A 20,358-nucleotide genomic window follows, 5' to 3' on the forward strand; every position below is an offset into this window, starting at 1 on the left:
TCGGGGGCAGGCGCTAGGGTGGTATCCAAGAGAAGGGGAGTGCTCATGCCAGACCAGAGCGTGCCCGGTCAAAGCGTGCCGGAACACAACGTGCCCGATCACAACGTCCAGATGAATCCCGTGCCTGAAGGCGCCATTCCCGGTACGGGCCGCACCATCATCTCCGAGGCCGCCGTCGCCAAAGTGGCCGGCATCGCCGCCCGCGCGGTGCCGGGCGTGTACTCCTTGGGCTCAGGTCCCTCCCGTGCGCTCGGTGCCATCCGTGATGCCGTGGGCAGCTCGGACCACGCCGCCGGCGTCCGCGCCGAAGTGGGCGAAACCCAAGTGGCTGTGGACATCAACCTGGTGGCCCTCTACGGGCACCCGCTCCACGGCGTAGCCAACCAGGTACGCGCGGCTGTATACCGTGCCGTCGAGGAACTGGTGGGCCTGCAGGTCATAGAGGTCAACGTTGAAATCACGGACGTCTATATAGCCCCGCCACAAAAACCAACCACTACCAAGGCGGTCACGGTGGATAAGGAGGTACTCCAATGAGCATGACAGTTGTGGGTATCGCTATTGGCGCTTTCGTGGCGTTCATGTCATTCCAGTTCGGATTCTGGGGATTTGTCATTTCGCTGCTGTTCATGGGCATTGGTGCCCTCTTGGGGCGTGCAGCTGACGGCAAGTTGGATCTCCGCAGCGTCCTCGATGCCATCACCGGCCGGCGCTCCTCCTCATGAGCGTGGCTGAGGCTGTGGAAACCACCACCAGCCTGGCCGGCCACAACCGGATCAGCACCCAGGCTCTGACATCGTTGGCGCAGGCGACGGCCGCCGAGGCTCTCGGCGTCCCTGCGTCGGACATCCGCGCTGATTGGGCGGACGACGACGGCCTGCTGGCTTTGTCCATCGTGGCACCGATCAGCGTCCCCGCCTTAAGCGAAGTTCTTCGCCAACCCCAGCGGGTCCAAGGGTTCGGCGGTTCCATCTGGGACCGGGCAGTCGCCGCCAAAGCGAGCATCCTGGACAGTGTCATGCGGCTCAGCGGCTCGCAGCTGAGCCGTGTGGACATCAGGATCAGCGGAGCCCACGTCACGGAAGGGGGCCGGGTCAAGTGACCCAGGATCAGGAAACGGAAGCGCCCACGCTGGCAAACCAACCTCCGGAAACACCGCCTGTAGCCGGTGAAGACGCAACAATGAGCCAGATCCTGCGGAGGGAAACGCACTCATCGAGGGCCGGTGCGTCGGGAATCGCAGCCGTGCTGGTGATTCTGCTGTGTGTCTACGCGTTGCTGGAAGCGGGCGTTCGCGCAGTAGGCCAACCGCCGTGGCTGGTCGATCCCGGTACGGCAGCCGAACGCATCATCGCACTTCCCGCCGGCATCTCTCCACTCCTCCTGGGCGCTGGCGGGGCAGTTGTCGCCATGGTGGGCCTGTACTTCTTCCTCCACGCAGTTCTTCCCGGCCGACGCGCCAGGCACCTGTTACGGGACCCGAGGATCGCCGTCGTCGTTGATGATGAGGTGCTGGCCTCCGCCCTGGCGCGCCGCGCGCGGCTGGCAGCGAACGTCACCCAGGAACAAGTGATGGTGGTGGTCTCGCAGCGCCTGGTGGTGGTTAATGTGCGTCCGACGTCGGGCAGCAGGGTCAGCGAGGAAGCCGTCCTTGCCGCTGTCCAAGCTGAGTTGGAGGAAATGTCTCCCGTGCCCATGCCCGCCGTCCGGGTTAACCTGGGCACCTCGGGGGTGATCGGCGCATGAACGGAACACCCCGGGCCCTGAACCGCATCCTGCTCTTCATTATCGGTGCGAAATTGTTGGCTATCGGCGTGCTGCTGGTGCTGTTGGCCACCGTCCCGGCGGTCGCCGAGTGGTGGCACGGCTGGGCCGGATCCGTGTGGGCCGGAACTGAGGATGCCTTCCGGCGGACGCGCTTCCCTGGCCGCGAGGAGAGCTGGCTCTGGATTGTGGCGGGCTTGGTGCTCGTTGTGGTGATCGTGGGGATGGTCGCCTGGCTTGCGCAGCAGGGCAAGGGACGGGCCAACCTGTTGGTAGCCGGCGACGACGACGACAGCCAGGTTGCAGGCGAAGTCCGGATCGGCGGTGGCGTGGCTGAGCAGGCACTCCGGGCCGCGTTGTCGGACCGTCCGGACCTTGCCGGGGCCTCGGTTGCCACCTACGAGTACAAGGGGCAGCCGGGTCTGCGCATCCGGGTTCAACCGAGGCAAGGGGTTGCTCCGCACCTTCTGGCCGCGGAGATCTCGCAGATGGTTGAGGCGTTGGACCTTGTGATCGGCAAGAAGACGCCTGTCTTGGTCCACATGGTTTCCGGAGCACGCGCTAAGTTCACCAAGGCTGAGCGCGTGCGCTGAATCTTGCCCCGAGTTGCCCTGCCCCACGTCGCCTGGGTGAAGCGTTACCGGGGCATTCCCTTAAGTTTGGCGGCCAGGTAGACAGGAGGTTCCGATGGCTGTGAGTTCCGCTGGAACAGCGGCTAAAACCGTTCCCGACGCCCCGGTGTTGTCCGATGTCATGGCGGAGTTGGCTGCGCTGGAAGAACCGAGGCACCGCGAAGTCAATGTGAAACACGGCGACGATCACGGGGTCAATCTCAGCAAATTGCGGGCCGTTGCAAAGCGGCTGAAGACCCAACAGGATCTTGCCCGGGAGCTATGGGCTACCGGCGACACCGCGGCCCGGTTGCTGGCATTGTTGATCTGCCGGCCGAAGGCTTTTGACCGCGGGGAACTGGACCGGATGCTGCGGGAATCCCGCACTCCCAAGGTGCAGGACTGGCTCGTGAACTATGTGGTGAAGAAGAGCCCGCACGCCGAGGACCTCCGCAGCGCCTGGTTCGCTGACCCGGATCCTGTGGTGGCAAGTGCCGGGTGGGCGTTGACCTCCGAGCGCGTCGTCAAGAAACCTGAAGGCCTGGATTTGGAAAGTCTCTTGGACATCATCGAGGCACGCATGAAGGGCGTTCCGGACCGGTTGCAGTGGGCCATGAACCAGTGCCTCGCCCAGATCGGCATCGAACACCCGGAGCACCGCGCCCGGGCCTTGGACATCGGCGAACGCCTGGAGGTCCTGAAGGACTACCCGACTCCGCCCAACTGCACGTCGCCTTTTGCACCCGTTTGGATCAACGAGATGGTGCGCCGCAAGTCGCTGTAGCCCCCGCGGAGAGCCAGCCTTGCCGGGTCAGCCCCTGTTGCGTTGCATCATCCGGTACGTCAGTTCAGCCAGGAGTTCCTCGTCGGAGAGGTGCGAGGCCCGGGCGTTCGAGGCTGCCGGAACGGCCATCCGTGGGCTGGATGCCTGCCGGGAACCGTCAGTGGTCCGCATGTCGTCGGGAGTGATTTGGTCCGGCGCGAAGGTGGATTTGCCCTTGAGGACCTCCGAAACCGACCCGGCACGCCACCCCAGGGCGTTCTCCAGCTTGCGCTGATTGATCTCCTGGGTCCGGCGGGTGCCCGACTCCAGCGTCCTGACGGTCTTGATGGCAGTACCGGCCTGCTTGGCCAATTGCACCTGGCTTATCCCTTGGGCCAACCGCTCTTCCTTGATGAGTCGTCCGATGGTTTGCAGTGCTTCGAGTTCATCCACACTTCCCACTGTTCCATAGGCAACCATGGGCAATCAAATCGAGGGGCCGCTTCAATGCCTGGATCAAGGGCCGTCCAAGGTGCTAAATCACGCCCGGGAAGATACCAAAAAACTAAATAGGCAGGTTGCTTGGTATCAGTGTGATTAACTTAGGTGTAAGCGCTTGCATTCGATACGGGCACCTCGCTAGTGTGAGGCTCACCACATCAACCGCACCGCGGAAATCACCTGGTCCACTCACTGAGGAGTTCCCAGCATGAAATCGAAGAAGTACCTTCTTCCGGCAGCGATCGCCGGAGTCTTGGCTATGTCCCTCACTGCATGTGGCGGCGGGGGCGGGGGCGGAAGCACCAACGGCGGCGGCGGTGCAAGCGGCGACGCGGCCAACAACCTTGACGGCCGTGGGCCGATCACCTACGTACAAGGCAAGGACAACAGCAACGTTGTTCGGCCCCTGATCGAAAAGTGGAACGCCGAGCACCCGGACGAGAAAGTAACGTTCAAGGAGCAGTCGGACCAGGCTGACCAGCAGCATGATGACCTCGTCCAGAACTTCCAGGCAAAGAACCCGAACTACGACGTCATGAGCGTTGACCTGATCTGGGTAGCCGAATTTGCTGCCAAGGGTTGGCTGCAGCCGCTCAAGGACAAGACGGCTATCTCAACCGACGGCATGCTGGAGTCGACGGTCAAGAGCGCCACCTACAACGGCACGCTTTATGCAGCCCCGCAAAGCTCTGACGGCGGCATCCTCTACTACCGCGGCGACTTGGTGCCCAATGCGCCCAAGACGTGGGACGAGATGATGCAGATGTGCGACATCGCCAAGCAGAACAACATCGGTTGCTACGCCGGTCAGTTCCAGAAGTACGAGGGCCTTACGGTCAACGCCGCGGAGGCCATCAACTCTGCCGGCGGCAAGATCGTTGACGATTCCGGCAAGGCCGCAGTTAACTCCGCCGAGGCCAAGGCAGGCCTGAACAACCTGGTACAGGCTTACAAGGACGGCAACATCCCCACCGAGGCCATCACCTTCCAGGAAGAGCAGGGACGCCAGGCATTCGAGGCCGGCAAGCTCCTCTTCCACCGCAACTGGCCGTACGTTTACAACCTGGCCAAGACTGATGGTTCCTCCACCGTGAAGGACACCTTCAAGATGGCTCCGCTTCCCGGCAAGGACGGCCCTGGCGCTTCCTCGCTGGGTGGCCACAACATTGCCATGAGCGTCTACTCCAAGAACAAAGCAACGGTTACTGACTTCATCAAGTTCATCACCAGCGAAGAGACCCAGCGGTTCTACGCCACCCAGGGTTCACTCGCCCCGGTGCTGACCAAGCTGTATGACGATCAGGAACTTGTCACCGCGCTGCCTTACCTGCCGGTGCTGAAGACGTCCATCGAGAACGCCGTGCCGCGTCCCGTAACGCCGTTCTACCCGGCCGTCACCAAGGCTGTCCAGGACAACGCTTACGCAGCACTCAAGGGTGAGAAGACCGTTGATTCGGCGATCTCCGACATGCAGGCGGCAATCGAGTCGGCCGGAGCCAAGTAACCACCCGGGCCCACGTCCGGCCGTTCGCCCTCCAGGCGGACGGCCGGACTCGGCTACGGCCTTCTCCCTGACAGGAGTCTTGCCATGTCAACAGAATTGCAAAAACAGCAGTCGACGGCGGATGCCGGCCACAAGATGCCAGGGCGCGAAAGCGCCGACCGTAAGCAGGTGACCCAGGGTCGCTGGGCGTACACGCTGCTGGCACCCTCGCTGGTACTGCTGGCAATCGTCATCATCTACCCGGTTATCAACGCCATCATCATGTCCTTCCAGAAGGACTCGGGACTTGATCCGGCAACGGGTTTCTTCTCCGAAGGCGGCCCCGCCGGCTTCGACAACTACGTACACTGGCTGGCCCAGCAATGCACCGCCCCCGGCGGCGGCGCGGTGGCCTGTCCTCCGGGAACCCTGGGTGCGCAATTCTGGGACGCCATGGGCACCACGTTCTTCTTCACCGTAGTTACGGTGGCTTTCGAAACGGTCCTCGGCTTCTGGATGGCCATCATCATGGCCCGCGCTTTCCGTGGCCGGAGCATCATCCGCGCAGCCGTCCTGGTTCCGTGGGCCATCCCCACGGCAGTGACGGCCAAGCTGTGGTTCTTCATCTTCGCTTTTGAGGGCATTGCCAACAAACTCTTCGGCACCCAGATCCTGTGGACCGGATCGGAATGGCCTGCCAAGTGGGCGATCGTCATTTCGGATGTTTGGAAGACCACTCCGTTCATGGCTCTGTTGATCCTTGCCGGCCTGCAACTGATCCCGGATGAGGTCTACGAGGCAGCGAAGGTGGACGGCGCGTCCACGTGGCAGCGTTTCCGCCTCATCACGCTTCCGCTGGTCAAGCCCGCACTGATGGTTGCGATCCTCTTCCGCGTGCTGGACGCCCTCCGCATGTACGACCTCCCGGCCATCATGACCCAAGGCGCCAACGGCACCACCACTCTCTCCATCCTGGTAGTGCAACAAATCCGGCAAGGGTTCAATTCGGCCGCGGCGCTATCGACCATCACGTTCATAGTCATCTTCATCGTCGCCTTCATCTTCGTCAGATTCCTGGGGGCAAACGCGGTCGATGCCGCTTCTTCGTCCGGAAAGGCAAAGTGACATGGCCACAGCCACAGCTTCAAGGACTTCCACTGCTCCTGCAGAGCGGCCGAAGCGCCCGTTCAACTGGGGATCGTTCCGCACCTACATCAGCGCAATCGTCATCCTGATCTGGTGTCTGGCACCCTTCTACTGGATGATCGTCACGGCGTTCCGGGACGTTGGGTTCACTTTTGACACAACGCCGTTCTTCACACACTTCACGTGGGATAACTTCGCTACGGTGTTTGACGAGAGCCTCGGCAACCACTTCGGCAAGAACCTGCTCAACAGCCTCTTTGTTGGTGCTGTCACCACGCTGATCGCCTTGATCGTCGGCGTCTTTGCAGCCTATGCGCTGGCACGACTGAACTTCCGGTTCAAGTTCGTGGTGCTCGGATTCATCCTGGGTGCCTCGATGTTCCCGGGTGTTGCTTTGGTGACCCCGCTGTTCCAGCTCTTTACGAACATTGGCTGGATGGGCACCTACCAGGCGCTGATCATCCCGAACATCTCCTTCGTGCTTCCGCTGACGGTCTACACGCTGACCTCGTTCTTCCGTGAAATGCCGTGGGAACTCGAAGAAGCGGCCCGGATCGACGGTTGCACCCAAGGGCAGGCATTCCGCAAGGTGATCCTGCCGCTCGCGGCCCCGGCCACGTTTACCACGGCAATCCTGGCTTTCATCTCCGCATGGAACGAGTTCCTGATTGCCAGCCAGTTGTCCAACGATGACACCAGGACGGTTACGGTGGCCATTGCCTACTTCGCAGGTTCCCAGCCACAACAGGAGCCGTACACCGCGATCATGGCAGCCGGCACCATCGTCACCATTCCTTTGGTCATCCTGGTGCTGGTGTTCCAACGCAAGATCGTCGCCGGCCTGACGGCAGGTGCAGTGAAGTGAGCAGCTCAGCAAACCGACGCCAGCAAGCCGCCGCAGCCCGGAAGGTCGATCCCCACACAAAGCGCGTGCGCTCCGGGGAGGACTTCGACATCATCATCGGACTCCTTGGCTTCTGGGCGCTGGTTCTCCTGGCAGTCACCATCTATATGGAAGTCACAGCCCAGCCAGCCTTGGGTTGGGCCTTGGGCCTCCTGGCCACGGTACTCGCGCTGTGGGGCATGATCAGGCTCCGCCGCAAACTCCCTGAAAGGACTTCGCGTCGCCTCAGCTGAGGCCCCCGCAACAAGGCGGCACCTCAACTTAACAGCGGGTCGAAACAATCCCTGCGCGAAATGAAGAAGGGCTCCCGGGACAGATAGGCTTTAACGCGCCGTTCGGGAAGGAGCCCTCGGCCTTCGGCATGCACCTTTGAGGGGGCTAAAGTGGCAAAAACTAACGAACGGTCCCAGCGTGGCGGTCATACGGGGGTCAGCATCGAGGATGTCGCGGCGGCCGCGGGGGTCTCGACGGCGACCGTTTCCCGGGCCGTCCGGGGGCTGCCGCGGGTATCTCCGGCAACACGCGAAAAGATCCTGGATGTCGCGGCTTCCCTGGGATACGTGGCATCGTCCTCGGCGTCGGGCCTGGCTACCGGGCGGACCCGTACCATCGGCGTGCTGGCCCCGTTCGTGAGCCGCTGGTTCTTCTCGAAAGCGATCGAGGGGGCGGACAGGGAGCTGCATTCCAGGAAATACAACCTCTCCCTGTTCAACCTCGGCGGCCACGGCAGCAACCGCGAACGGCTGTTCAGTTCCACCATGGTCTACAAACAGATCGACGCCCTGCTGGTGCTCTGCATGGCGCTGAGCGAGGACGAACAGGAGCACCTCCATAAGCTGGATATCCCGCTGGTGGTGGTGGGTGGCCACGTTGAGAACTGCCCCTATATAGGGATCAACGATTACGACGCCGCCTCCACCGCCGTGCGGCATCTTCTGGACCTGGGGCACAAGGACATCGCCCTGCTCCACGGCGACGACGAGACGGACTTGAACTTCGATGTTCCCCGGGTGCGGATCCGGGCCTTTCAGGAAGTGATGTCCGACGCCGGACTGGAGGTCCGCCCCGAATGGGACCAGTGGGGTGACTTCACAGTCGCCAGTGGGCAACAGGCGTTCACCCGCCTGTGGAATCAGCCCGGCCGCAAGCCGACGGCGATCTTCTGCTCCTCGGACGAGATGGCCATGGGCGTAATTTTCGAGGCGTACCGGCACGGCGTCCGGGTTCCGCAGGACCTCTCCGTGATCGGCATCGACGATCACGACTTTTCTGCTTCACTCGGGCTGACGACGGTGGGCCAGAGACCGGACAACCAGGCTGAACTGGGCACCAAGATGCTCTTGGACGAGCTGGACGGCCATCACGGCGCTGTCCGATCGCAGGTTGCTCCGCATGAACTGATCATCAGGGAGACCACGGCCCCGCCTTGCCGCTGACCTGCCCCGCGATCCGCTGAGCGGCCCGCCCTGCCGCTGAGCGGCCGGTAACTACGAAGCCCGTGCCAGTTGCCTGATGGGGATCCACCGCGAGGCAAGACGACGGTAGGCCGCAGCCGCTCCCGTCATGTCCCCTTCCGCGAGGCACTCAATTCCGAGACGAACATCCATGGGTGACTCGTCGGGATAGACCTTGTCTGCCACGGCACCGTAATCCAGTTCAACCATGGATTGGACGTGGAACAGCTCCAGCCATTCGGTCAACTGGGTGAGATCGTCCAGCATGTCCAGGTCCGGGGCAGCCAGAGCCAAGTGGGCCACCGCGAAACGTGCCCGTTCCAGGGCCTCAGTCAGGGGAGTCCACACCCTGACGGTCTGGATATGGCCATCGGACTCCACCACTTCCTTGCGGTCCGATTCGGCGAACAGGGAGAACCAGCTGAAGGGGATCCCCCAGGTGGAAGCCCGCGTATGCACACGCTTAGCATCGTCACCTGCGTTGATGCGGTCGATCCGCTGCTGGTGTTTGTCCCGCTGGGAAACCGGGATGAGGAGATCAGCCAACGGTCCGTGAACGCCGTCCATCAAGGCATTCGCTGCCAAACCGGCCCGAATCACCAGCTGGCTGGGGCAGTAGAGGAGGCGTCCGGCGTCGTGCGCTGCTTCTTCCTGTCCCGGACCGGGGGCGGCATGCCGCCCGCCCGGAACCCGCGTCATACGCACGAGGTCCGTTCGGCCGGTAGGGAAGGGGTCGCCGCCGGAACGCGTGATGCGTCCCAGGGACGCCTGCAGCTCCGCATTCTCGACGGCGGCCCTGGAACCTATGCGGTCACCGTCGGCGACGAGTTGGCGCTGCTGTTCCGGCGGAAATGCCTCGAGGGGTTCGTAGATGCGGAGGGAGGAAGAGAAGGGCAGGCCGGCCTGGCCTCGGTACAGCTTTCCACCCATGTCAGCCAGCCCCTTTCTTGTCCGGTTCGGTGCCTAGTCTGCGAGTTCCACGATCACGGGTGCGTGGTCCGAGGCGCCCTTGCCCTTGCGCTCTTCACGATCAATGGAGGCACCTGTGACGCGGGCGGCCAACGGTGCCGAGGCGAGGCAGAAGTCGATCCGCATGCCTTCCTTCTTGGGGAAGCGCAGCTGGGTGTAGTCCCAGTAGGTGTAGACGCCCGGGCCGGGGGTGTAGGGGCGGACGACGTCGGTGAAGCCTGCGGTCTCGAAGGCGTGGAACGCTGCCCGCTCCGGTTCGCTGACGTGGGTGAAATTGTTGTCGCGGAACAGTTGGATGTCCCACACGTCCTCGTCGAAGGGCGCGATGTTCCAGTCGCCCATGAGGGCGATCTGGGCGTTCGGGTCAGCCTGGACCCATTCAGCCGCCTGGCCACGGAGGACCTCAAGCCACTTAATCTTGTAAGGCATGTGTTCGTCGTCCAGTGAGCGGCCGTTGGGGACGTACAGGCTCCAGATACGCATGCCGGCACAGGTAGCTGCGATGGCACGGGCTTCCTGGGCCGGATCCTTGCCGGCTTTGCCGAAGGCCGGCTGATCCACGAAGGTCCGCTCGACGTCTTCCAAGCCGACGCGCGAGGCGATGGCGACGCCGTTCCACTGGTTGACGCCGAAGTGCGCTACCTCGTAGCCCATGCGTTCGAACAGCTCCCACGGGAAGTTGTCGTCCTTGCATTTGGTTTCCTGGATGGCCAGGACATCGCAGTCGCTGCGCTCAAGCCAGGCTTCAACGCGGTCGGCGCGGGCGCGGAGGGAGTTCACGTTCCAGGTAGCTATCTTCACAGCCACTAACTTACCGAACTTGGCGCAGAGTGCATCCCCAACCGGAGGATTGCTGCTGCGGGGACGCTGCGGCGGGCGGAGGTCAGTGCGCGTAGATCAGGGGGCTGGTGGAGCCCCGGCGCATTTTGAAACCGCAGACAATCAAGAGCAGTCCGGCAACCACTGCGAAGGCGGCCAACATGCCCACCATGCCCAGGAAACCGAGACCAGGATTGACCAGTACCAGCAGGCCGAAGAGGGCAGTGACCACGCCGGTCAGCAACCACACGGGCCAGCCGTTCACGGAGTTCCTCGCGGCGAAGGCCAGGACAATCTCGGACAGTCCAAGGACCAAAGCCCACAGGCCGATCAGCACTCCGAGCGCAGCGGCGGTCATACCCGGCCACGCCAGCGCCACAATGCCTGCGGCGATGGAAATGAAGCCGCCCACCATGGTCCAGCGGGAATGGCGCGACGGATCGTAGAAGTAGTGCGCGATGTTGGTGAGGCCGTCCGTGATGGCGAAAATCGCGAACACGAAAATAAGCGCGAACACCGTGGCCACCGGCAGCGCCGCCACCAGAAGGCCAAACAGCACGGCAAGGACTCCCCGGAACAGCAAAGCCGTACCGGAATGCTTGAACATCTTGCGACCAACGGCCTCCGACATAGCGTCAGTTTAATCCCGGCTCAACGCAGGAGGTATAGGGAGAAGCCGGGAATTTCACCGCATTCCTTCCCGGCGTATGGCCGTGGCGATGGCTGCCGCCCGTGTGTCCACTCCGAGCTTGGCGTAAATGTGCGCCAAGTGGGTCTTGACAGTGGCCTCGGAGATGAAGAGGCGTTTGCCGAGATCGCGGTTGCTGAGTCCCTGGGTGAGGAGGCTGAGCAGCTCGGCTTCCCGCGGCGTGAGGACTTCATCGGGGTTGCGGAGCTGCTGGAAGAGCCGCGATGCCACCGGAGCGCTCATGACGCTCTTGCCCAGGACCGCGCCGCGCACCGCGGAGAAAATCTCGTCCGGTGCTGCGTCCTTGAGCAAATAGCCCATTGCGCCGGCGTCCACGGACCTGACGATGTCGGCGTCGGAGTCGTAGGTGGTGAAGACGATGATCGCCTGCCGGGGGCGGCGTTCGCGCAACTGCTTGATGGCCTCGATGCCGTCCATGCCCGGACCCATCGCGAGGTCCATCAACACAACGTCGGGAGAATACTCTGCCGCGGCAATAAGCGCTTCCTCGCCGGAAGCGGCTTCGGCGACGACGGCGATGTCCGGTTGGGTGCCCAGCAGCGCCTTGAGCCCGCTCCGGACCACGGTGTGATCGTCCACGAGGAGCACGGAGATGGTGGTCATGGCGATCCCTTTGTCTCGGAGTTGGAACCGGTGCTGGAGTTGGAACCGGTGCTGGATCCGGTCAGCGGCAGCTGCGCGGCGATGATGGTGCCCTCGCCGGGACTGCTTTCCACGGACAATTCTCCGCCCAACCGGTGAACACGCTGCCGCATGGCCCGCAAGCCGTACCCTCCGGCCGCCGACGGGGGAGGTACCGCTGCGGGATCAAAGCCGCGACCGTCGTCGTACACGTCCAGGGTGACCGCGTCCGGCAAGAAGCCCAGTGTGACGCTCGCGTTCCGCGCGCCGGCGTGGAGTTTGATGTTCGCTGCCGCGCTCTGGGTGACGCGCAACAGGGTGTGCCGGACCTCCGGCGGGACGGGGCGGGGGTCCCCGGTGACGTGCACGGCAATCGACTCCACATACTGCCGGGCCGCATGCTCCAGCGCTTCCGCCAAGGGGCCAGTCTCGAGGCCGGGCGCCGACAGTTCATGGACCAGGCTGCGCGTATCGGCGAGATTGTGGCGCAAGAGGTCCGTGGCTTTGAACAGATCGTCCCTGGCCGACGCCTCGGGCCAAGATCGTTGCGCGGCCTCAAGGAGGAGCAAACTGCTGGCCAGCCCCTGCGTCACAGTGTCATGGATTTCGCGGGAAACCCGTTCCCGCTCGGCGACAATCCCCGCAGCGCGCTCACTGGCTGCCAGTTGTTCCTGCGCCTGCGAGACATCAGCCAGGAGCCGGCGTTGCAGGGCGGCATCGCGTTCGATCTTGTCGTAAATCAGCGTGAGGAGCGCAGCGGCGGCCAGCGGACCCAGAACCATGGCGACGTCGGTCCAGTCGCTCATCCGGAAAAGCCCGACGGCGGTGGCGGCCGCGGTCACGCCGCCCGCCACATATGCGGACCAGCCGCTGAGGGCGCTCCTGCCGAGGAAGAAGATCGCGAAGGAGCACCAGGCGAAGCTGGGGGCGGCCACTACGAGCACTGCCCAGGCTCCGAGCAGAGCCACGGTCCACGGGAGCCATGGTGTGGGCTGCGTCCCCGGGCGGTCCCGAGCCGGGCTGTAAGCGCCAGATCGGCGGGCGAGGAGTGCCGTGGCTGCGTAGAGGACGCAGACCGCACCCGCCAGAGCCATGGTCCAGAGGTTGTCCGCGGGGGAGTGGCGCATGACGTAGCGGACCCCCGAGGCCACCATGAGCACAGCGAACCCGCAATGCACCACAACATCGATGCGGCCATCCCCCTGGAGTGGGGCCGGAGGCGTGGTGTCGGGCCTGGGACGGGCGGGTTTCATGGGAGTTCCTGGTGTGTTGAGGGCGCTCTTTCCATGCTAGATCCCGCGCCCCCGCTGGTCTCTCCACCTTTTGGCTGATACGGCCGCCCAAAAGGCCGAGCGTGCGAGCGGCGACCGGCCGATGTGGGCGTCGGTTGACCCCGGGAAATATGGAGAGGTACCCATTGGCCGTCCTGAGGAGAACCATGAAGAAGTCGAACAAGATGATTGCCGCTGCTGCTGCCGGAGCGTTGCTGCTCACCGGCGGTGTCACCGCTGTGGCCAACGCCGTCGCCCCTGCTGCACCGGCGACCGTTGCCGCGAAGGTGCCGGCCGATGTCCAGCCTGCCCCGGAGAATGTGGTTGCACAGAACCGCATCACCGTGGGCGCTTCGGGCAAGGCAGTCACTGCGGCGCTCGCCAAATGCCAGGCGGACAAACTGCCGTTCGTGACCGTGGCCTTGGTGGACCGCTTCGGGACGGTCCAAGCCCTCCTCCGCGGTGACAACGCCGCCGAGCACACCATCGAAGCAGCGAAGCAGAAGGCCTACACGGCCGCTGCGTTCGGTGCGCCCACCAGTGAACTGGCCAAGCGCGTCAACGGCAACGGTCCGTCCATCGCAGACCTTCCCGGCACCCTCTTCCTGGCCGGGGGTGTGCCGCTCAAGGTGAACGGCGCCTCGGTGGCGGGCATCGGCGTCGGGGGCGCTCCCGACGGCGCCCTCGACGAGGCCTGCGCAGCCGCCGGAGCCGATGCGCTGGCCGCGGCCGCGAAGTAGCCTCGGAGCATGGGTGCGTGGAACGGGAGCGGCCGGGCTGGTGGAACCGTGCTGATGACGACGGTGCTGATTGCCGGGCTCGTCGCCGGCTGCGCCCCGACTGCGCCACCTGAACCGACAAGCCCGACGGCGACCGCCTCGCCGAATGCCTCCCAAGCAGCCCCCGCCCAGGCCGGGCCGTCGAGCGCAAGAGCGGGTCCGGCGTCGTCGGCTGCTGCCCCGGCGAAACCACCAACCCTGTCCGCGGAGGCACAGATGGAAACCGACCGGCAGCTGATACTTGCCGCGAAAGCCAACGATCCCGTCCGGGTTCGGGAGCTGATCGCTGCCGGCGGCAACGTGAACGCCAAGGACGCAATCCAGGACTCGGCATTCCTGTACGCCGGTGCGGAAGGGTTCAACGAGGTCCTGCAGCTGACCTTGGAAGCCGGAGCCGATGTCCGCAGCACCAACCGGTACGGCGGAACAGCGCTGATCCCCGCCAGCGAGCACGGGCATACGGAGACGGTGCGGATCCTGATCGCCGCGGGCGTTCCGGTGAACCACGTGAACAACCTGGGCTGGACTGCCATGCAGGAAGCGGTCCTGCTCAATGACGGCGGGCCGAGGCAACAGGACGTCGTGCGGCAACTCCTTGAGGCCGGAGCAGACCCGGACATCCGGGATCGGGAGGGCCGGACTGCCCTGCAAAACGCGGAGCGGCTGGGGTTCACGGAGATCGCTGAGCTAATCCGGGACCGCCCAACTGGGTCGCAGTAGAGCGCATTTTGGACGTCCAGAACGCGCTCTGCTGCGACTTACTTGGGTGCTACAGCGCCTCGAGGATGCTCACGTAATTGGCGATGCCGACGCCGCCCATGTTCTGGACTGCGCCGCGACGGGCATTGGCCAGCTGCATGTCCCCGGCGGTGCCACTGAGCTGCATGGCAGCGATGACGTGCTGCGATACACCGGTGGCACCCACCGGATGTCCCTTCGCCTTCAGGCCGCCGGACACGTTGACCGGCAGCTTGCCGTCCTTGTACACCCAGCCTTCCTTGATGGCCCGGGCACCCTGGCCGCGGGGGACCAGGCCCATGGCTTCGTACATGATGAGCTCGGCGATAGTGAAGCAGTCGTGGACCTCGGCGAAGTCCAGGTCATCCACCCCGGCTCCTGCCATGGTGAATGCCCGCTCCCAAGAGACGCGCGTTGCCTCGAACTCGGTTGGGTCGCGTTTCTCCGCGGGTAAGAAGTCGTTGGCATGCCCGAAACCGGCAAGGCGAACAGCTGCGGTTGCGCCGTTGGTTTCCCGGGTTGAAAGTACGACGGCGGCGGCACCGTCGGAGACGGGCGAACAGTCAGTGCGGCGCAAGGGATCGGCCACCATCGGGTTCTTGTCCGAGATGGTCCGGCAGAACTCCACGCCGAAGCCGCGATGCATCTGGGCGTATGGATTGCTCATGCCGTTGTGGTGGTTCTTGGCGGAGATGGAGCCGAGCACATCGCCCAGGCCATTCTCGAAGCCCGGACCGGCGATGCCTGAACCTGCCGTACCCGCGCCGTACCGCTTGTCGTAGTGCTTGGCCACTTCCGCGAACAGGCCGGTGAATCCCGTAGTGGACGGTTTTCCCGCCATCTCGTACGAGGCACCCAGGAGTGCGGCCCCCACGACGTCCGCGCCGGCGTCGGTCATCTTCTCCGCACCAATCACCAGCACATTCCTTGCCGTCCCGGCGAGCAACGCCTTGACGCCCTGTTGGAACGCTGCCGAACCGGAGGCGCACGCGTTCTCCGTCCGGGTGGCGGGGACGTTGGCGAGATCTGCCGAGAGTTGCAGCGCGAGGGACGACGTGAACCCCAGGGGCTGCATGCCTGAGTTGAACTGGCCCAGGTAGATCTCGTCGATGTCCTTGGGCTCAAGTCCGGAGTTCGCGATGGCTTCACCGGCCACCTGGACGATCAACGTTTCGAGCGTCTGGTCCGTGAGCTTGCCAAACTTGCTGTGGCCCCACCCCGTGAGCAGGATGTCCTTGCCAAACCGGTCTTTGAGGCTCATGCCGTAGCTCCTTCGAGGGTCTCTTCAACAGCGGTGTCCATAAGCGCCACAGCGAACTCTGCCTCGGTCTTCCCGCGGATCTCTTCCACAGTGACGCCCGGGGCGAGACGGGTCAGCACAAGGCGCGTGCCGCCGTCGTGCGTCTCATCCGGCTCAATGTCGAAGACGGCAAGGTCCGTGATGATCCTGTCCACGCAGTTCAAACCCGTGAGGGGAAGCGTGCATTCGCGGACGATCTTGGCTGAACCGTCCTTGGCGTTGTGTTCGGTCAGGACCACGACCCGGGGTGTTCCGGCGACGAGGTCCATGGCGCCGCCCATGCCCTTGACCATCTTCCCGGGGATGGTCCAGTTGGCGAGGTCGCCGCTGCCGGACACCTGCATGGCGCCCAGGATCGCGACCTTCACATGCCCGCCCCGGATCATGCCGAACGAGGTGGCGGAATCGAAAATGCTGCCGCCGGGATTGATGGTAACAGTCTGCTTGCCGGCGTTGATGAGGTCGGCGTCCTCCTCGCCCTCGTAAGGGAACGGGCCCATGCCGAGCAGGCCGTTTTCGCTCTGGAGGACCACCCGAACGCCGTCCGGGAGGTTGTTGGCTACCAGTGTGGGGATGCCGATGCCGAGGTTGACGTAGTCGCCGTCGTTGAGTTCTTCGGCCGCGATGGCGGCCATCTGGTCACGTGTCCATGCCATGGTGTGTGCTCCTTTTCTGCTTGGACGGCCGCTTAGACGGCTGCCGGCACGGCCGGGGCTTCGAGCCGCTGACGGACCGTGCGCTGCTCAATGTCCTTGATCCTGTTGCTTGCCTGGACCAGCCTCTGAACGTAGACGCCCGGGGTCACGATGTGGTTCGGATCGAGTTCGCCCAAGGGCACGATCACCTCCGCCTCGGCGACGGTCACCTTGCCTGCGGTGGCCACCACCGGGTTGAAGTTCCGGGCGGTGTAGCGGTAAATGAGGTTGCCGTCGGTATCCGCGGTGTGGGCGTGGACCAGGCTGACATCGGCGGTGATGGCGCGCTCGCGGACGTAAGTGACGCCGTCGAACTCTTCATGGGGCTTGCGTTCGGCAACCAAGGTGCCCACACCGGTCCGGGTGTAAAAGGCGGGGATACCGGCGCCACCGGCGCGCAGGCGTTCGGCCAGCGTGCCCTGCGGAGTGAACTCGACCTCGAGCTTTCCGGCAAGGTACTGCTCGGCGAAGAGTTTGTTCTCGCCGACGTAGGAAGCGATGACCTTGCGGACCTGGCCGGCCTCAATGAGGACACCCAATCCCTTGCCATCAATGCCCATGTTGTTGGACACAATGGTGAGGTCCTTCGCGCCTGAATCGCGGAGGGCCCCGATAAGGTCCGCCGGGATACCGCTGAGGCCAAAGCCGCCGACGGCGATTGTCATGCCGTCCGTCAAAAGGTCCTGCAGCGCTTGGGGCGCGTCGGGATGGATCTTGGACATTCCGGACTCCTCTTTGAGTGGGTGATCCACTTTGTGGACGTTAGCGTTGTGGCTTTCGAGCCTAGGAGCGGTGCCTTTATGTGGCAATAGCCGGAAGCTTGAGCACCTCACGCTGTGGACGCTAGACTGAAAGCTGTCCATAATGTGGACGAAATCTCAAGGAGAGTCCCCATGGCCGCACACACCGTTCCCGCCGTTCCCGTTCAGGGTGCCCAGGTGGTTGGGCGGGTCGCTGCCCTGTTAAGGCTCGTCGGCCGCAAGCCGGAAGGCATGTCCTTGGCAGGGCTGGTCCGCGAGTCCGGGCTGACCCGGCCAACTGCGTACAGGCTGCTGACGTCCCTGGCCGCGGAGGGGTTGGTGGAACACGAGGAAGCCACCGGAAAATGGGTCCTGGGACCTGAAGTTTTCCTGCTTGGGTCCGTGGCCGCTACCCGTTTTCCCATGGAGGACATCGCACGGCCGTCCCTGCGGCGGCTCGCGGCCGAGACGGGGGAGAGCGCGTTCTTCTCCATCAGGCGCGGCAACGAGACGGTGTGCGTCCTGCGGGAAGAAGGTTCCTTCCCTGTTCGGTCATTCGTTTTGCATGAAGGCGTGCGGTTCCCACTGGGGGTGGCCTCGGCCGGGACGGCGATCATGGCATTCCTGCCGGAGGAGGAACAGGACGTGCTGCTCACGGACTGGGAAGCGCACGCCGGCGACTTTGCGGCCGGACATCCTGCCGGGGTGGTTCGGGAGAACCTGGAGAAGACCCGGTTGGCTGGTTATTCGGTAAACCCGGGGCTGGTCCTTGAGGGGAGCTGGGGGATGGGCGCCGCTGTGTTCGACCCCCAGGGACGTCCGGCGTGGGCGCTTTCCCTGACCGGAATCGAACCCCGGTTCAGGGGCGACCGCCAGGAGTTCCTGGGCAAGCTCCTGCTCGAGGAAGCCCACAGGATGACGTCACGGTTGCAGCGCTCAGCCCCCAACTAGGTCGCATTAGTGCGCGTTTTGAGCGGGTGTCATGTCTCATGACCTTGTAGACACTTCATGTCTCATGACTTCGTGGACGGTTGTTGTCTCACGACTGTGTGGACACTTCGTCTTGGGACTTTGTTTGTCGGCCTCTGCGGGGCGGGTACTTTGTTCGTTTCTTGCGGGTGCCTTGTGGGTCTGCGACGACTCCTGAGGGTTTTCCGTTGCCGACGTAGGTGGTTCCGTGCGGAGGTCTGGGGTGAGTGATGATCTCGGTGCCTTGTGCTCCGAAGAACATGATGGTGGTGTCGTCGTAGATGATGTGCACGGTGGTGCCGGTGTGTTCTTTGCCCATTTTGAAGTGGGTTCCTAGGATCGTCACGGACCCGTTCCGGTTCACTGTTCGGTGCGCGCTTTGCCTGTCCGTTGCGGGCGTGACTTGCTCAGGAACGGTTGGCGGGGGCGTTTTCGGGGTGGCGTTCCAGGCCTCATAGGGCGTCGTTCCCGCGGGTAGGCCTTGATGTTCGCGTTCGTTGTTGTAGTAGAGATCGAAAGCGTCGACCTGCAGTTGCAGGGCAGCCATTGAAGGGGCCGGGAGTTGCCTGTGCAGGTATCGGTGCAGGGTTTGGTGGAAGCGTTCGTTCTTGCCTTGGGTGGTGGGTTTGTAGGGTTTGCCCGTTATCGGTTCGATGCCTTTGGCTTTGAGGAACTCCACGAGGGCCCCGGTGCGGCCGCGGCGGGTGGGATTCAGTGCCGAGCCGTTGTCGGAAAGGAACTTCTGCGGTGCTCCGTGGCGTTCGATGGCCTGGGTAACGACGGCGATTGCGGCGGCGCTGGTTTCGCCGGGTGCGACCAGGGACGCCAGCGCCAAACGCGAATGATCATCGATGAGTTGGAAGATGGCTACCTTCTTGCCGCTGGCGAGCTGCCATTCGGTCGAGTCGATTTGCCAGCACGCGTTGGGTTGCGGATAGACGAACCTTTTGTAGGCGCTTCGAGGCTTCTTCCGCGGTTCGGGCATCACGACACCGGCCCGGGAAAAGATCCTGGCCACGGTGGCACGCGAGGGCGGTGTGAAGCCTTGTCGTGAGAGCTTCGCGATGACAGAAAGCGGACCGTGGTCCTGCCCGCTCTCCTGCAGTTCCGCCCGGGTACCGAGCAGCAACTCGATCATCGCCTGTGGGGTCAGGGCCGGCATGGTTCTTGGAATCGTGGGCTTTTTCTCCAATGCCTTCACCGGCCCCACCTCGGCAGCCGCCGCCCGGACCCGGTAGAACCAGGCCCGGGAGACATTGTGCTTCCTGCAGAACGCAGTAACCGCGCCTCTGGGCGAATCCTCGGACCACGTTGCCACAGCATGCCGGATCTTGATGTCCGGTTGGGGTTTGCTCATGCATAGCAGCAAACCCGCAAGCTAAGTGTCCACGATGTCCTGAGACAGAGTGTCTACGAAGTCATGAGACAGAACTGTCTATTAAGTCATGAGACTCCACACGCGTTTTGAGCGGGCAAAACGCGCACAAATGCGACCTAGTTGGGTAGGTGGGATGATGGGGGTGAGCGGGGCGGGGTTGTTAGGCGGAGTCGAGGTTCAGGCGCATCAGGACCCTCGGGAAGCCGTTAAGGACGGACGTGGTTTCAGCGACCTTCGTGAAGCCCGCCTTCTCGAAAAGCCTTCGTGTGCCGACGTACGCCATGGTGAGGTCCACTTTGCTGCCCCTGTTGTCCACGGGGTAGCCCTCGATCGCGGGAGCGCCATGACTTCTGGCCAGCTCGACGGCGCCGCGAAGCAGGTGATGGGAAATTCCCTTGCCCCGGTGGCCTGGCCGCACCCGGATGCACCACACGGACCAGACCTCGGAATCGTCCACATGGGGGATCTTCCGGCTCGTTGCGAAACTGGTGTCCGCACGCGGGTGGACGGCCGCCCATCCAACTACCTCGCCGCCGTCGTACGCCAACACGCCGGGAGGCGGGTCTTCGGCAACCAGTTTTTCCACGAACTTGCCGCGCTCTTCCCGCTGGAGGCTCTGGTTCAGCTTGGACGGGATGCGGTAACTCAGGCACCAGCACACGTTTGAGCCTGGATTCTTGGGGCCGACCATGGTTTTGACGTCGTCGAACACCGTAGCGGGCCGCACTTCGATTGCCATCCGCC

The 20,358-nt window shown here is 63.7% G+C and carries 25 protein-coding genes; 14 read left to right on the top strand and 11 right to left on the bottom strand.

Annotated elements, in window-relative coordinates; genetic code table 11:
• Positions 1–111 precede the first annotated feature (111 nt).
• The 6 genes from RI444_RS02320 to RI444_RS02345 all read left to right on the top strand — a co-directional run bounded on the left by RI444_RS02320 (position 112) and on the right by RI444_RS02345 (position 3,159).
• Positions 112–537, top strand: a complete 426-nt coding sequence (locus RI444_RS02320) for an Asp23/Gls24 family envelope stress response protein (protein WP_207605819.1) — start codon at positions 112–114, stop codon at positions 535–537.
• Positions 534–725 carry a DUF2273 domain-containing protein gene (locus RI444_RS02325; protein ID WP_021471114.1) on the top strand — a complete coding sequence of 64 codons (192 nt, stop codon included), beginning with the start codon at positions 534–536 and terminating at the stop codon, positions 723–725. Before RI444_RS02320 ends, RI444_RS02325 begins: the two co-directional genes overlap by 4 nt.
• Positions 722–1,102, top strand: a complete 381-nt coding sequence (locus tag RI444_RS02330; protein ID WP_207605183.1) for a hypothetical protein — start codon at positions 722–724, stop codon at positions 1,100–1,102. The genes RI444_RS02325 and RI444_RS02330 overlap by 4 nt, the downstream gene beginning before the upstream one ends.
• Positions 1,099–1,746 (top strand): DUF6286 domain-containing protein, encoded by a 648-nt coding sequence (locus RI444_RS02335; RefSeq protein ID WP_021471112.1) that lies wholly within the window; start codon positions 1,099–1,101, stop codon positions 1,744–1,746. The genes RI444_RS02330 and RI444_RS02335 overlap by 4 nt, the downstream gene beginning before the upstream one ends.
• Complete coding sequence (locus tag RI444_RS02340; RefSeq protein WP_021471111.1) at positions 1,743–2,357, top strand: hypothetical protein; 615 nt, start codon at positions 1,743–1,745, stop codon at positions 2,355–2,357. Before RI444_RS02335 ends, RI444_RS02340 begins: the two co-directional genes overlap by 4 nt.
• A gap of 94 nt (positions 2,358–2,451) precedes the next feature.
• Positions 2,452–3,159 carry a DNA alkylation repair protein gene (locus RI444_RS02345; protein ID WP_021471110.1) on the top strand — a complete coding sequence of 236 codons (708 nt, stop codon included), beginning with the start codon at positions 2,452–2,454 and terminating at the stop codon, positions 3,157–3,159.
• 27 nt (positions 3,160–3,186) lie between these two features.
• On the opposite strand, the gene RI444_RS02350 is transcribed toward RI444_RS02345, so the two are convergent.
• Positions 3,187–3,591 (bottom strand): multiprotein-bridging factor 1 family protein, encoded by a 405-nt coding sequence (locus RI444_RS02350; RefSeq protein ID WP_031216108.1) that lies wholly within the window; start codon positions 3,589–3,591, stop codon positions 3,187–3,189.
• A gap of 256 nt (positions 3,592–3,847) precedes the next feature.
• On the opposite strand from RI444_RS02350, the gene RI444_RS02355 reads away from it, so the two are divergent.
• The 5 genes from RI444_RS02355 to RI444_RS02375 all read left to right on the top strand — a co-directional run bounded on the left by RI444_RS02355 (position 3,848) and on the right by RI444_RS02375 (position 8,608).
• Positions 3,848–5,143, top strand: coding sequence for an ABC transporter substrate-binding protein (locus tag RI444_RS02355; protein ID WP_021471108.1), 1,296 nt, complete (start codon positions 3,848–3,850; stop codon positions 5,141–5,143).
• 84 nt (positions 5,144–5,227) lie between these two features.
• Positions 5,228–6,247, top strand: a complete 1,020-nt coding sequence (locus RI444_RS02360; RefSeq protein ID WP_021471107.1) for a carbohydrate ABC transporter permease — start codon at positions 5,228–5,230, stop codon at positions 6,245–6,247.
• Between the two features lies 1 nt (position 6,248).
• Positions 6,249–7,133, top strand: a complete 885-nt coding sequence (locus tag RI444_RS02365; RefSeq protein WP_021471106.1) for a carbohydrate ABC transporter permease — start codon at positions 6,249–6,251, stop codon at positions 7,131–7,133.
• A 65-nt stretch (positions 7,134–7,198) separates the two neighbouring features.
• A complete protein-coding gene (locus RI444_RS02370; RefSeq protein ID WP_043427213.1) occupies positions 7,199–7,405 on the top strand; it encodes a hypothetical protein in 207 nt (68 codons plus the stop codon).
• 150 nt (positions 7,406–7,555) lie between these two features.
• Entirely contained in the window at positions 7,556–8,608 is a 1,053-nt protein-coding gene (locus RI444_RS02375) for a LacI family DNA-binding transcriptional regulator (RefSeq protein ID WP_021471104.1), read from the top strand.
• A 51-nt stretch (positions 8,609–8,659) separates the two neighbouring features.
• Here the strand turns inward: RI444_RS02375 and RI444_RS02380 are convergent, their stop codons facing one another.
• From RI444_RS02380 to RI444_RS02400, 5 genes are all read right to left on the bottom strand, one after another.
• The gene (locus tag RI444_RS02380; RefSeq protein ID WP_021471103.1) at positions 8,660–9,556 is read right to left on the bottom strand and encodes a hypothetical protein; all 897 of its coding nucleotides are present in this window, start codon (positions 9,554–9,556) and stop codon (positions 8,660–8,662) included.
• A gap of 33 nt (positions 9,557–9,589) precedes the next feature.
• The gene (locus RI444_RS02385; protein ID WP_031216106.1) at positions 9,590–10,396 is read right to left on the bottom strand and encodes an exodeoxyribonuclease III; all 807 of its coding nucleotides are present in this window, start codon (positions 10,394–10,396) and stop codon (positions 9,590–9,592) included.
• Positions 10,397–10,478: 82 nt separating this feature from the next.
• Complete coding sequence (locus tag RI444_RS02390; RefSeq protein WP_021471101.1) at positions 10,479–11,045, bottom strand: HdeD family acid-resistance protein; 567 nt, start codon at positions 11,043–11,045, stop codon at positions 10,479–10,481.
• A 54-nt stretch (positions 11,046–11,099) separates the two neighbouring features.
• Positions 11,100–11,726, bottom strand: a complete 627-nt coding sequence (locus RI444_RS02395) for a response regulator (RefSeq protein WP_069696073.1) — start codon at positions 11,724–11,726, stop codon at positions 11,100–11,102.
• Positions 11,723–12,997: a sensor histidine kinase gene (locus RI444_RS02400; RefSeq protein WP_207605182.1), complete on the bottom strand. Its 1,275-nt coding sequence runs from the start codon at positions 12,995–12,997 to the stop codon at positions 11,723–11,725. Before RI444_RS02400 ends, RI444_RS02395 begins: the two co-directional genes overlap by 4 nt.
• Positions 12,998–13,182: 185 nt before the next feature.
• On the opposite strand from RI444_RS02400, the gene RI444_RS02405 reads away from it, so the two are divergent.
• Both RI444_RS02405 and RI444_RS02410 read left to right on the top strand, forming a co-directional pair.
• Entirely contained in the window at positions 13,183–13,755 is a 573-nt protein-coding gene (locus RI444_RS02405; RefSeq protein WP_207605181.1) for a GlcG/HbpS family heme-binding protein, read from the top strand.
• Positions 13,756–13,764: 9 nt separating this feature from the next.
• Entirely contained in the window at positions 13,765–14,514 is a 750-nt protein-coding gene (locus RI444_RS02410; RefSeq protein ID WP_242703153.1) for an ankyrin repeat domain-containing protein, read from the top strand.
• 49 nt (positions 14,515–14,563) lie between these two features.
• Here the strand turns inward: RI444_RS02410 and RI444_RS02415 are convergent, their stop codons facing one another.
• From RI444_RS02415 to RI444_RS02425, 3 genes are read right to left on the bottom strand one after another with little or no spacing between them, the layout of a single operon-like run.
• Positions 14,564–15,793 carry an acetyl-CoA acetyltransferase gene (locus RI444_RS02415; RefSeq protein WP_207605180.1) on the bottom strand — a complete coding sequence of 410 codons (1,230 nt, stop codon included), beginning with the start codon at positions 15,791–15,793 and terminating at the stop codon, positions 14,564–14,566.
• The gene (locus RI444_RS02420) at positions 15,790–16,488 is read right to left on the bottom strand and encodes a CoA transferase subunit B (RefSeq protein ID WP_062094843.1); all 699 of its coding nucleotides are present in this window, start codon (positions 16,486–16,488) and stop codon (positions 15,790–15,792) included. The genes RI444_RS02415 and RI444_RS02420 overlap by 4 nt, the downstream gene beginning before the upstream one ends.
• Positions 16,489–16,520: 32 nt before the next feature.
• Positions 16,521–17,249: a CoA transferase subunit A gene (locus RI444_RS02425; protein ID WP_207605179.1), complete on the bottom strand. Its 729-nt coding sequence runs from the start codon at positions 17,247–17,249 to the stop codon at positions 16,521–16,523.
• A 171-nt stretch (positions 17,250–17,420) separates the two neighbouring features.
• Here RI444_RS02425 and RI444_RS02430 point away from each other — a divergent pair, with 171 nt between their 5' ends.
• Positions 17,421–18,218, top strand: coding sequence for an IclR family transcriptional regulator (locus RI444_RS02430; RefSeq protein WP_207605178.1), 798 nt, complete (start codon positions 17,421–17,423; stop codon positions 18,216–18,218).
• Between the two features lie 88 nt (positions 18,219–18,306).
• Here RI444_RS02430 and RI444_RS02435 read toward each other — a convergent pair whose 3' ends face one another.
• A complete protein-coding gene (locus RI444_RS02435; RefSeq protein ID WP_062095146.1) occupies positions 18,307–19,593 on the bottom strand; it encodes a DDE-type integrase/transposase/recombinase in 1,287 nt (428 codons plus the stop codon).
• A gap of 181 nt (positions 19,594–19,774) precedes the next feature.
• Positions 19,775–20,353, bottom strand: coding sequence for a GNAT family N-acetyltransferase (locus tag RI444_RS02440; protein WP_021471092.1), 579 nt, complete (start codon positions 20,351–20,353; stop codon positions 19,775–19,777).
• Positions 20,354–20,358 lie beyond the last annotated feature (5 nt).

This window comes from Paenarthrobacter sp. AT5 (genome assembly GCF_032764245.1).
GTDB classification, from domain to species: Bacteria; Actinomycetota; Actinomycetes; order Actinomycetales; family Micrococcaceae; genus Arthrobacter; species Arthrobacter ureafaciens.